Source organism: Nonomuraea rosea, from assembly GCF_039539705.1.
GTDB lineage: Bacteria > Actinomycetota > Actinomycetes > Streptosporangiales > Streptosporangiaceae > Nonomuraea > Nonomuraea rosea.
Window position 1 is genome coordinate 86237 of record NZ_BAABDQ010000018.1, and the last position, 12782, is coordinate 99018.

The window sequence follows — 12782 nt, forward strand, 5'->3', positions numbered from 1 at the left end:
CGGGCGGTGCGGCACCTCGCCGCGCCGCCCTACGGGGTCCACTCGTTCGGTCACTCAGCGTCATGATCATTGTTATGACAACGGTATCCGCCGAAGATTCCGGCGTTCCTGGCAATCATGCGACCCTTGCCGCGATCAATTCAGTCGTACGGGGGAGTTCGCTGGTGACAGGCAGCCAGGAGAGGGATCGAGTCCACGAGGCCTTCGCGGATCAGGTGCGGCGTACCCCTGATCGAGTCGCCGTGGTGGCGGGTGAGACGCGGGTGACCTATGCCGAGCTGGACGCCCGCGCCGAGCGGATCGCCGGCGAGTTACGCGGCCGGGGCGCGGGGCGAGGCGACTCCGTGGGCGTGTGCCTGGACAGGGACGACTGGCTGATCGCGGCCCTGCTGGGCGTGTGGCGGGCGGGGGCGGCCTACGTGCCGCTGGATCCGGCCTATCCGGCGGATCGGCTGGAGTTCATCGCGGCGGACGCGGGGATGGCGCACCTGATCACCTCGGAGCCGGTGGCCTGCCGGCAGGAGGCCGTACTCCGGGCCTCGGGCGCCGCGGCCCTGCTGATCGAGTCGCTGCCTTCGGCCGCTGCGGGATCGGGCCCTTCGAGCCCGGATGCCGCTGGGTCGGACGCCGCGTACGTGATCTACACCTCCGGCTCCACCGGCCGCCCCAAGGGCGTGATCGTCGAGCACCGCAACGTCATGGCGCTGCTCCGTCACGAGGCCACCCGGTACCAGGACGAGCTGGGCGGCATGCTGTTCGCCACCTCGGTGTGCTTCGACCCCTCGGTGACCCAGATGTTCCTCCCGCTGCTCTGCGGCGGGACCGTGATCGTGGCCGACAACCTGCTGGCCCTGTCGGCGCTTCCGGCCCGCGACGAGGTGAGCACCGTCTACGGCGCCCCGTCCGCGCTGGTCGCGCTGCTGAGCGAGCCGTTGCCCACCGGGGTCCGCATGGTGATCGCCGGTGGCGAGCCGCTCACCAGGGCTTTGGCCGATCGTATCTACGCCAACCCCGGCGTACGCCGCGTTGTAAACGTATACGGGCCGACCGAATGCACGGTCACCTGCACCTCCCACGAGGTGCTGCGCGACGAGGACGGCGAGCCGCCGATCGGCTCGGCGTACGCCGGCTCGGTGCTCACCGTCCGCGACCCCGAGGGACGGACGCTGGCCGACGGCGAGATCGGTGAGCTGTGGGTGGCGGGGCCGCTGGTCGGCCGGGGTTACCTGAACCGGCCGGCGCTGACCGCCGAACGGTTCGTGACCGACGAGGAAGGCGTACGCCACTACCGCACCGGCGACCTCGTCCGCCGCGAGGACGGCATCTGCTCTTACGCGGGCCGTAACGACGACCAGGTCAAGGTGGCCGGGTTCCGGGTGGAGCTGGGGGAGGTGCAGGGCAGCCTGACCCGGCACCCGGGCGTGAACCACGCGGTGGTCCTCACCCAGGACGACGCGCGGGGAGTGCGGCGACTGGTCGCCTACGTCCAACCGTCCGAGCCGGTGCCGTCCGGTCCGGTGCCGTCTGGGGCGAAACCGTCTGAGCCGGTGCCGTCCGAGCCGCAGCCGGCCGAACTGTCTTCGGCTGGGCGGTCTTCGTCCGAAGTGCCTTCAAGCGGGCTGACCGAAGCCGGGTTGCGTGAGTGGATGCGCGACCGGCTGCCCGACTACATGGTGCCGTCCAGGATCGCCCTCATGGAACGCATCCCGCTCGGCCCCACAGGAAAGGTCGACCGGGCCGCGCTCCCCACGCTGGAGTTCGCCCCCGAGCTCGGCCCCTACGTCGCGCCGCGTGACGACACCGAGCGGCGGCTCGCCGAGATCGTCGGTGCGGTGCTCGGGGTGGAGCAGGTCGGCGTCCACCACCATTTCATCGACCTCGGCGGCGAGTCGCTGGCCGCCGCCCGCATCTGTGCGGTCATCGAACGTGAGCTGGGCGCGCGGGTGGCGCTCACCACGTTCCTGGGCCGGCCCACGATCGCCGAGCTGGCCCCGCTCGTGGTGGCCGCCGCCCAGGCCGCGGCTCCCGGGAGCGCCGCGCCCCGGCTGACCCGCCATTCGGGCAGGGACCGGTACCCGCTCACGGCCGCACAGCACGGCATGTGGCTGCTGCGCGAGGTCAGCCGCACCCAGAACGCCACGACGCTCGCCTTCCGCCTGCGCCTGACCGGCCTCGACTCGGCCGAGCCCGTCCGGCTCGCCCTGAACGCGCTGGTCCGCGAACACGAGGTCCTGCGCACCGTCACGGTGACCGGCCCGGACGGCGAGCCCATGGCAGAGGTACGGGCGCCGGCGCCGGTCCCGCTGGAGGAGCACCGCAACGCCCCCGGCCTGGCCGAGCGCCTCGCGGTCCACGGCTTCGACCTGTCCGCCGACGTCCCGCTCCTACGCGCCGCCCTGCTCTGGCACGACGATCAGACCACCGAGCAAACCCCCGGGCCGGCCGCTGGGCAGACGGCTGGGCAAGCCACCCAGCAGACGGCCGGTGTAGCCGCCGGGCATCCGGCCGGGCGGGTGGCGGAGCTGGTCGTGGTCACCGACCACACCGCCTACGACGGCTGGTCCAACGCGGCGCTCATGGCGGCGCTTACCGGCGTCGTCGCGGAGCAGCCCGTGCAGGTCGGTGACATCGCCCTGCTGGAGCAGGAGCTGGCCGCGGACCACGCGAGGACGGAACGGCTGCGCGCCTTCTGGGCGGAGGAGCTGGCCGGCGCGGAGCCCCCGTACGATCTGTCGGCCCGCGCCCAGAACGGTCCCAGCCGTTTCCGCGGCGCCCGCCTGATGCGGAGCGTGCCGGCGCAGACGGCCGCCGGGGTGGGGGAGCTGGCGGCGGCGACCGGCACGACCCCGTTCGCGGTCTACTTCACCGTGCTCGGCCTGCTGGTGGCGGCCCAGACCGACCGTCCCGACGTGCTGCTCGGCGCGGCGGTCGCCGACCGCGCCCACCCCGAGCTGGAAGGTCTCGTCGGCCCGCTCGTCGACGTGCTTCCCGTACGGCTGCGCCTCGACGGCCGCCTGTCCGTACGCCGGGCCATCACGCAGGCGGCGGCCGCCACGACCCGGTCGCTCGACCACATCGGCCTGGCGCCCGAGGAACGGCTGGCCGTCTCCGGCATCGGGCGTCCCCGTGGCACGATGCTCACTCCCGTCGTGCTGTCCTACCAGCCGCCCGCCGTACCGGTGCGGCTGGAGCGGGACGGGCGCACCGTGGAGCTGCTCGGCGAGCTGAGCGGCGGGGGTGCGCAGGCGCCGTACACGCTGTTCGTGAACACCACGGTGGAGGGCGTCGAGATCCAGGTCGAGTACGACATCGACCACTTCACCCGGGAAGAAGCTGAATCGTTCGCCGACCGGCTCATGCGGTTGCTCGAAGCCGCGGTGGCCGGGCCGGACCTGCCCTTGTCGGCGTTCGAGCTGGTCACCGCGGACGAGCGGGCCACGCTGCTGGCCTGGGGCGGCGGCGCGCCACTGCCCGAGCCCGGCTCGGCGACCGTCGTACACGAGGTGCTGGAGCACGCGGTCCGCCACCCCGGGCGGGTCGCGGTCGCGGACGGGGCGGGTGAGCTGACCTACGCCGAGCTGGCGGAGGTCTCGGCCCGCGTCGCCGCCGCCCTGCACGACACGTTCGCCGCCCATCCGGCCGCACCGGCCGACGTGCCCGGCGGCGAAGGCGGGGGTGGTCGCGTTGTGGGCGTGTGCCTTCCGCGTGACAGGCACCTGCCCGCCGCGCTCGTCGGCGTGGCGAGGGCCGGCGCGGCCTACGTGCCGCTCGAACCCGACCACCCGGCCGAGCGGCTGCGGCACCAGCTCGCCGACTCCGGCGCCACCGTGGTGCTCGCTGCCGGGGACACCCTCCAGACCGCCCGCGAGCTGGCCGGAGCCACCGGCGCGACCGTCCTCGACCTGGCCGCCCTGGGTCAGTCCGCTCTGGGTCAGGCCGTCCTGGGTCAGGCCGTCCCGGGTGCGCAGCCCGCCACGCCGCCTGCCACCGTGCCCGGCGATCTGGCCTATGTGCTCTACACCTCCGGCTCGACCGGCCGCCCCAAGGGTGTCGAGGTCACGCACGCGAACTTGACCGCTTTCGTGGCCGCCATGCGGATCACCCCCGGCGTCCGCGACGACGACGTCATGCTCGGCCTCACCCCGTTCTCCTTCGACGTGTTCGGCTTCGACCTGTGGGTGAGCCTGTGCAACGGGCTCCGGCTGGAAATGCTCGACCGCGCCGGCGCCGTGGACGGTCACGCTGTCGCCGCGCGCATCGACGGGGCGGGCGTCACGTTGTTCACCGCCACCCCCACCACGCTGCGCATGCTCGTCGCCGCCGGCTGGGAGGGCGGCGACCGGGTGCGGGTGGTCAGCATCGGCGAGGTCCTCGACCCGGCGCTGGCCGGCGAGCTGCTGGTCAGGGTGGGCGAGCTGTGGAACTCCTACGGGCCCACCGAGACGACCGTCTACTCCACCATGACCAGGATCGGGACCCCCGTCGGTGACAGCGTGTCCATCGGCGGGCCGCTGCCGGGCGAGCGGGCCTACGTGCTGGACCAGGAGGGCCGCCTCGTCCCGCCGGGTGTCCCGGGCGAGCTGTGGATCGGTGGCTCCGGCGTGGCCAGGGGGTATCGCGGGTTGTCCGTCGCGACGTTCGCGGACGACCCGCTGGCCCCGGGGGAGCGGCGCTACCGTACCGGCGACCTGGCGTGCTGGCGTCCCGACGGGACGCTCGACTTCCTCGGCCGCCGCGACCAGCAGGTGAAGATCCGCGGCCACCGGATCGAGCTGGGCGAGATCGAGGCGGCGCTGCGCGAGAGCGTGCCCGACGCGGCCGTCGCCGTGCATGGCGAGCACCTCGTCGGCTACCTGGTCGGCGCCCCGGACGCGGCCGGGATGGAGACCGCCGAGGTGGAGGCCGCGCTGCGGGAGCACCTGCCCGAGTACATGGTTCCGCGCCAGTGGATCAGCCTCGACCGGCTGCCCACCACCTCGTCGGGCAAGGTCGACAGGGGTGCGCTGCCCAAACCGGACCGCGCGGCCGGCCGGCCGCCCGTCCCGCCGGGCAGTGACGCCGAGCTGCTCGTCGCCGACGTCTGGCAGGCGGTGCTCGGCCTGGAGGCGGTCGGCGTGGACGACGACTTCTTCGCCGTGGGCGGCCATTCGCTGGCGGCCATGCTGGTGACCGCGCGGCTCAAGGAGGCGCTGGCGCTGGAGGTGCCGGTGCGGCTGCTGTTCGAGCGGCCGGTGCTGGCGACGTTCGCCGTGGCGATCGAGGAGCTGCTGGTCGCGGAGCTGGAGGAGGGCCGATGACGGAGACCCGGCAGAGCCTGAATGACCGGCTCGCGGTACGGCTGGCCGCCGCCCGCCGGGCCGCGGCCCGTACCGTGCCCGGCATCCCCGCCAGGGCGGAGGGCTCGGCCACGGCGCCGTCGCCCGCGCAGGCGCGGCTGTGGTTCCTCGACCAGCTCGCCGAGCCGGAGGATCGGGGCGCGTACAACGTGCCGACGGCGCTCCGGCTGCGCGGACCCCTCGACACGGCGGCGCTGCTGGCCGCCGTACGGGAGCTGGCCGAGCGGCACGAGGTGCTGCGCACCCTCGTCCATCAGGACGGCACCGCCGTGGTCGGCCCCGAGCTGGTGCCGATCACCGTCGAGGACCTGACCGGCCAGGCACCACCGGCACCCAAAGCCCTGGCCGAACGGGAGCCGCCGGCAGGGGGTCCGGGCGGCCGGGAGGCGTTGGCGGTGCGGCTGGAGGAGGAGGCGTACCGGCCGTTCGCGCTGGACGCCGAGCCGCCGGCGCGGGCCGTGCTCTTCCGCCTGGACGACGACGAGCACGTGCTGCTGCTGACCGTGCACCACATCGCCTTCGACGCCTGGTCCAGGGACGTGGCGATGGCCGAGCTGGCCGCGCTCTACACCGCCGGGCTGGGCCTGGCCGAGGGGCCGCCCGAGCCGCGCGTGCAGTACGCCGACTACGCGCAGTGGCTGGCCGCGCAGCCCGAGGGCGACGTGACCTGGTGGACCGACCGGCTGGCCGGCCTCGAACCGGTGCTCGACCTGCCCTCCGACCGTCCGCGCCCGGCCGTCGCCGACTGGTCGGGTGGCGAGGTGCCCGTACGGCTCGGCCCCGAGCTCGCGGCCCGGGTACGGGCGGCGGCGGCCGAGCTCGGCGGCACGCCGTTCATGGTGCTGCTGGCCGGATGGCAGGAGCTGCTCGGCCGGGTCTCGGGCACCGACGACGTGCCGGTGGGCGTCCTGGAGGCGGGCCGCCTGCACCCCGACACCGAGAAGATGCTCGGCTGCTTCGTCAACACGCTGGTCATGCGCGGCGACAGGACGGGCGACCCCACGGGCCGCGAGCTGCTGGCCAGGGCCCGCGACACCGCGCTGGAGGCGTTCGCGCATCGGGAGACGCAGTTCGAGCGCGTGGTGGAGGTGCTGCACCCGGAACGGAGCCTGGCCGCCACCCCCGTCTTCCAGGCCGTGCTGAACGTCGTGGACACCAGGCCGGAGCCGCCGCGCTTCCCCGGGCTGGACGCCGAGGTGTTCGAGCCGCCGCTGCGGAAGGTCAAGTACGACCTCAACCTGGCCCTGGCCAACGCCGGCGACGGGTACGAGGGCTCGCTGGCCTATCGCGCCGACCTGTTCGACGCGGCCACGGCCCGGCGGCTGGCCGGCTGGTACGTGACGCTGCTCGACGGCCTGCTCGGCGCGCTCGACTCGCCGGCCGGCGCGGTGCCGCTGGAGCCGGTCACCGGCCCGCTGGTCGCGGGCCCGCGCCGCGAGTACGACCTGTCCAGGCCGGTGCACGCCTTCTTCGAGGACTGGGCGGCGCGCACGCCGGACGCCGTCGCGGTCAGCGACCCGGCCGGCACCCTGACGTACGGGGAGGCCGACCGGCAGGCCAACCGGATCGCGCACCGGCTGCTCGCGGCCGGTGTCGGAGCCGACGACGTGGTCGGCATCCTCGCCGAACGCCACGCGCCCCTGGTCCCCGCGATCCTGGGCGTGCTCAAGTCGGGCGCGGCGTACATGCCGCTCGAACCGGCCTATCCGGACGACCGGCTGGCGTACATGGTGTCCTGCGGGGCCCGGCTGGTGCTGGCGGAACGGGCGCTGGCGCAGCGGGTGCCCGGCGCGCTGGTCCTGGAGGACGTACTGGCCCAGGATCTGCCGGAGACCTCGCCGGAGGTGGCGGTCTCGCCCGCGCACCTGGCCCACGTGCTGTTCACGTCCGGCTCGACCGGACGGCCGAAGGGCGCGGCGGTGGAGCACCGGGCCGTCCTGCACTACCTGCGCGCCGTGGCCGAACGCATCGACGGCACGCACGCCTCCTGGGGCGTGGTCTCCACGATGGCCTCGGACCTGGTGATGACCTGCCTGTTCGGGGCGCTCGTCAGCGGCACCGCCGTGCACCTGGTGGACCAGGACACCGCCACCGACCCCGACGCGTACACCGCCTACCTCGCCGCCCACCCGGTCGAGGTGATCAAGATGGTGCCCAGCCACCTGGAGCTGCTGGCGGCGCACGGCGACCTGTCCCGCATGCTGCCGTCGAAGCTGCTCATCCTGGCCGGCGAGGCGACCTCGTGGGAGCTCGCCGAGCGGATCAGGGCCGCCCGGCCGGGCCTGGAGCTGCAGATCCACTGCGGCCCCACGGAGACGACGGTGTCGGTGCTGAGCTGCGCCGCACCGCTGACGCCCACCGGATCCGCCGCCGTCCCGCTGGGCCGGCCGCTGGCGAACGTGGACTGCTACGTGGTGGACCCGGCCGGCCGGCCGCTGCCCGCGGGCGTGCCCGGCGACCTGTGGATCGGCGGGCCGAGCCTGGCTCGCGGCTATCTGGGCCGCCCCGACCTGACCGCGGAGCGCTTCGTGCCCGACCCGGTCACCGGCGCCACCAGGTGCTACCGCACCGGCGACCGGGTACGGCTCAACGCCGACGGCCTGGTCGAGTTCCTGGGACGGGTCGACGACCAGGTCAAGATCCGCGGGTTCCGGGTGGAGCTGGGCGAGGTCAAGGCCGCGCTGCACGACCAGCCGGGCGTGCTGGAGGCGGCGGTGCTGCCGGTCGGCGAGGCGCACAACCGCCGGCTGGCCGCGTGGATCGCGCCCGCCACCGTGGATCTCGCGGCGGTCCGGGCCGGTCTGCGGGAGCGGCTGCCCGAGTACATGGTGCCGCCGGCCATCGTCGTCCTCGACTCGCTGCCGCTCACCCCGCTCGGCAAGGTGGACCGGGCCGCGCTGCCCGTCCCGGAGGTGGCCGCGGCGGCCGTGCGGGTCGCTCCGAGCACGCCGGTCGAGGAGCGGATCGCCGCGATCTGGGCGAGCGTGCTCGGCACCGGCGACTTCGGCGTGGACGACGACTTCTTCGCCCTCGGCGGCGACTCGTTCATGGCGGTGCGCGCGGTCAGGGAGATCGATCCGGCGCTGCGCGTGATCGACCTGTTCACCCGGCCGACCGTGCGCGAGCTGGCCGCTCATCTCGACTCGGGCGACGCCGCGACCCCCGGCCTGCTGCACCGGCTGGCGGGACCCGCGGTGGCCACCCGTACCGTGCTGTGCGTGCCCTACGGCGGCGGCTCGGCCGCCGCATACGGGCCGCTCGCCACCGAGCTGGCGGCCCGGCATCCCGGCACCGCGGTGCTGGCCGTCGAGCTGCCGGGACACGACCCGGCGCGGCCGGAGGAGGCGATGCTCACGCTGCCGGAGCTGGCCGATCAGGTGGTGGCGGAGCTGGCCCCGCTGAGCACCGGGCCCGTCGCGCTGTACGGGCACTGCGTGGGCTCGGCCACGGCCACCGAGCTGGCGCTGCGCCTGGAGGAGTCGGGCGTGCCCGTGGCCGGGCTGTTCGTCGGCGGCAGCTTCCCCGACGCCCGGCTGCCCGGCCGGCTCTCCGCCTGGTGGAACCGCAAGTTCCCGGCGAACAGGTGGTCGTCCGACCGGTCGCAACGCGACTTCCTGCGTACGCTGGGCGCCCTCGACGAGGACACCGGCGACACCTCGATCATGCTGCGCGGCCTGCGGCACGACGTGGAGGAGGCGCAGGCCTGGTTCAGCGGCGAGCTGGCCGCGGCGGGCGCGCGCAAGCTGGCGGCGCCCGTGCTGTGCGTGATCGGCGAGCGCGACCGCTCCACCGAGCTGTACCAGGAGCGCTACCGGGAGTGGGGCGCGTTCGCGGAGCGGGTGGAGCTCGCCACGATCCCGCGAGCGGGCCACTACTTCATCAAGCACCAGGCCACGGGCCTGGCCGAGCTGATCGACGCGCACCTCGGGGACTGGGCGGCGGGCCGGGTGCCCGAGCCGGTCGCCGACGTGGAGGTGGTCGGCGAGCGCGCCCGCAGGGACCTGCGCCGCTTCTACACCGTGGCGGCCGGTCAGACCGCGTCGCTGCTGGGCAGCGCGCTCACCTCGTTCGCCCTCGGCGTGTGGGCCTACCAGGAGAGCGGGCGGGTGTCGGACTACGCGCTGGTCTCGATGCTGGCCACGCTGCCGTCGCTGCTGGCCTCCCCGCTCGGCGGCGCGCTCGCGGACCGGATGGACCGCCGCCTGGTGATGCTGGCCTGCGACGCGGTGTCCGCCGTCGCGACCGCCGCGCTGGTGGCCCTGCTGATCGCCGGCCGGCTGGAGGTGTGGCAGGTCGGGGCCGTCTCGGGTCTGCTGTCGCTGGTGACGGCGTTCCACCGGCCCGCGTACCTGGCGGCGGTGGCCCAGCTCGTGCCCAAGCCGTACCTGATGCAGGCCAACGCGGTCGCGAACCTCGGCACCGGCGTCGGCATGCTGATCGCCCCGCTGGGCGGGGCGGCGCTGATCACGCTGATCGGGGTGCACGGCGTGGTGGCGGTGAACATCGTCACCTTCGTCGCCGGCCTGTCGACGCTGCTGCTGGTGCGCTTCCCCGATCGGCTGTTCCGGCGGATGGAGGAGACGTTCACGCAGGCCGTGGCGGGTGGCTGGCGGTTCCTCGTGCGGCGGCGGCCGCTGATGATCATGATCGGGTTCTTCGTCGTGGAGAACTACCTCGGGATGCTCGCCCTCGCGGTGACCGTGCCCACGCTCGCGTCGTTCGGCGACGTGGCCGCCGTCGGCACGGTGACCGCGGCGCAGGGACTCGGCGCCGTGCTCGGGGCGCTGGTCATGGTCTTCTGGGGCGGTACGGAGCGCCGCGCCCTCGGCATGGTCGGCTTCGTCAGCGGCTTCGGGTTCGGCATCCTGCTGATCGGGCTGCGCCCGTCGGTCGCCCTGGCGGCGGCCGGCGGCCTGCTGTCGTGGATGTTCCTCAGCATCCTGAACGCGCACTGGCTGTCGATCATCCAGCTCAAGGTGGGGCTGGAGCTGCAGGGCCGGGTGCTGGCCACGAACCAGATGCTGGCGGTGTCCATGACGCCGCTGGCCTTCCTCACCGCGCCGCCGCTGTCGGACCTGTTCGGCCCGCTGCTGGAGCCGGGCGGGGCGCTGGACGGCACGGTCGTCGCGGACCTCGTCGGCGTCGGCCCCGGCCGGGGCGTCGGGCTGCTCCTCGCCGTCACGGGCGCGCTGCTGGTGCTGTGGGGCGGCCTGGGGCTGTGGTACCGGCCGCTGCGGCGGATGGAGGACGACCTGCCGGACGCGGTGGCGGGCGCGGAGATCGCCGACGACCTCGACGGCGTACAGGAGGCCGCCGACAAGGAGCTCACCCGCGGCGTCCCGGCCTGACCGCGAGCCCGCTCAGGTCTGTGCGCCGGCCTGAGCGGGCCTGTGCGCAGGCCTGAGCGGGCCTGTGGCGGTCAGGCGGTGGCGTAGCCGCCGAGTGCCGGCTCCAGCAGGTCGAAGACCTGCTCCGCCGCGCCGGAGACGACGGCGGCGATCCGCGCGTCGTCCTCTCCCGCGAGCGTCAGCTCCTGGATCCGCCCGAACAGGACGCGGTGCGCGGTCCCGAGCAGGGCGGCGGCGGCGCGCGGGGCGATGCCCCCCGGCTCCGCCCCGGTCGCGTCGGCCAGGACGCCCTCCAGGGCCTCCTCGCGCAGGTCGTGCAGGTCGCGCAGGCGGTTCGTCAGGGTGGGGCTCTTCGCGATCATCTGGACGAAGTCCGGGCCCGCGAACCCCGCGACCGGGTCGTGGGCCTCGATGGAGGCGGTGAAGACACGGCGGAGCGCCGCCAGCGCCGACTCGCCCGGGGCGCGGGATCGCACGGCGTCGGCCAGGCTCGCGACGAACTCCTCGTGATGGTCGAAGGCCAGGTCTTCCTTGTGCGGGAAGTAGTTGGTGACCGTCTTCTTCGCGACCCTGGCCGCCGCCGCGATCTCGGCGATCGTCGTGTCCTCGAAGCCGTGCTCCAGGAACAGCCGGGTCGCGTGGTCGGAGATCGACTGGCGCGTCTCGCGCTTCTTGGACTCGCGAAGCCCCATCGTCTCGATGCTCATGAAGAAAATCTTACCCCCATAGCAAAGATACGTTGAACCCCCGATGCGCTGGCCTCCGGCCGCGTGGCAGGATCCTGAGCCATGCCCATCGACACGCATCTGCTCGCCCTCTTCACGGTGACCACGATGATCGCCATGATCACGCCGGGCCCTGACATGCTCTTCGTGCTCGGCTGCGGCATGCGGGGCGGCGCGCGGGCCGGGCTGCTCGCCACGGCCGGGGTGGCGGCGAGCGAGACCGTGCACGTCGCCGTGGCGGCGGCCGGTCTGGCGGCGCTGTTCGAGGCGGTGCCGGTGGCCTTCACCGTCGTACGCCTCGTGGGCGCCGCCTACCTGATCTACCTGGGCGTCCAGATGCTGCGCAACCGCAAGGGCGTCGAGGACGAGGTGCCCGTGGCCCGCGAGGGGCTGTCGGGACGCCGCGCGTTCGCCAGCGGCATGCTGACGAACCTGCTGAACCCGAAGATGGTGACCTTCACCATCGCCTTCCTCCCCCAGTTCGTCAATCCTGAGCTGGGCCAGGTCTGGCTGCAGTTCGTGATCCTGGGCGCGATCCTGATCGTGCTGGAGTTCGCGGTGGACGGCACCGTCGGCGTGCTGGCCGGGCGCATCGGCGGCTGGCTGCGCCGCAGGCAGGCCGCCCGCCGCCGGATCAACGTCGCCACGGGCGGCATCTTCATCGGTCTTGGGGTGAAGCTGGCCGTCGAACGGTGACCGCGACCGGAGCGAGGCCGCGTACGTGAGCGTCGTCCCGCCCAGCGGCTCTCCGTCGGCCCTGGGACATGTCATCGCCCTCTCGTCGCGTCGAACGCGCGGTCCCGGAACGATCCGGTCGCAGATAATCTGCCCCAAAACCATATTGGGTAGGCTGGGTGGCATGACCGCGATGGCTCCCACCCGTACGGAAACCGACCTGTCCTTCCTGCTCGACCACACCAGCCATGTGCTGCGTTCCCAGATGGCGGCGGCGCTGGCCGAGATCGGCCTGACGCCGCGCATGCACTGCGTGCTGGTCCACGCGCTGGAGAAGGAGCGTACCCAGATCCAGCTCGCCGAGCTGGGCGACATGGACAAGACCACCATGGTGGTGACCGTCGACGCGCTGGAGAAGGCCGGGTACGCCGAGCGCCGCCCGTCCAGCACCGACCGCCGCGCGCGGATCATCGCGGTCACCGGCGAGGGCGCGGAGGTCGCCCGGCGCAGCCAGGAGATCGTGGACGGCGTGCACCGCTCGGCGCTCGGCACACTCCCGGACGACGAGCGCGAAGTCCTGGTCCGCGCCCTGAACCGGCTGGTGAGCGGGCATCTCGCGGCCCCCGAGGAAGGGCCGCAGCAGGTGCGCAGGGCACGAGAGCGCGCAAAGTAGGTCCGAAGAGGATCGTCTATTACGG

General features: G+C 73.8%; 5 protein-coding genes. 4 read left to right on the forward strand and 1 reads right to left on the reverse strand.

The genetic code is table 11. The features are described 5' to 3' along the window. Positions 1-164: 164 nt before the first annotated feature. Together ABEA43_RS34875 and ABEA43_RS34880 are read left to right on the forward strand one after the other, a co-directional pair. Positions 165-5297 (forward strand): amino acid adenylation domain-containing protein, encoded by a 5133-nt coding sequence (locus tag ABEA43_RS34875; RefSeq protein WP_345568625.1) that lies wholly within the window; start codon positions 165-167, stop codon positions 5295-5297. Further along, the gene (locus tag ABEA43_RS34880; RefSeq protein WP_345568627.1) at positions 5294-10684 is read left to right on the forward strand and encodes a non-ribosomal peptide synthetase/MFS transporter; all 5391 of its coding nucleotides are present in this window, start codon (positions 5294-5296) and stop codon (positions 10682-10684) included. The genes ABEA43_RS34875 and ABEA43_RS34880 overlap by 4 nt, the downstream gene beginning before the upstream one ends. 71 nt (positions 10685-10755) lie before the next feature. Here ABEA43_RS34880 and ABEA43_RS34885 read toward each other — a convergent pair whose 3' ends face one another. After that, positions 10756-11391: a TetR/AcrR family transcriptional regulator gene (locus ABEA43_RS34885; protein ID WP_345568628.1), complete on the reverse strand. Its 636-nt coding sequence runs from the start codon at positions 11389-11391 to the stop codon at positions 10756-10758. A gap of 81 nt (positions 11392-11472) precedes the next feature. Here ABEA43_RS34885 and ABEA43_RS34890 point away from each other — a divergent pair, with 81 nt between their 5' ends. Further along, positions 11473-12105 carry a LysE family translocator gene (locus ABEA43_RS34890; protein WP_345568629.1) on the forward strand — a complete coding sequence of 211 codons (633 nt, stop codon included), beginning with the start codon at positions 11473-11475 and terminating at the stop codon, positions 12103-12105. A gap of 163 nt (positions 12106-12268) precedes the next feature. Next, the gene (locus tag ABEA43_RS34895) at positions 12269-12757 is read left to right on the forward strand and encodes a MarR family winged helix-turn-helix transcriptional regulator (protein ID WP_345568631.1); all 489 of its coding nucleotides are present in this window, start codon (positions 12269-12271) and stop codon (positions 12755-12757) included. The last annotated feature ends 25 nt before the right edge of the window (positions 12758-12782 follow it).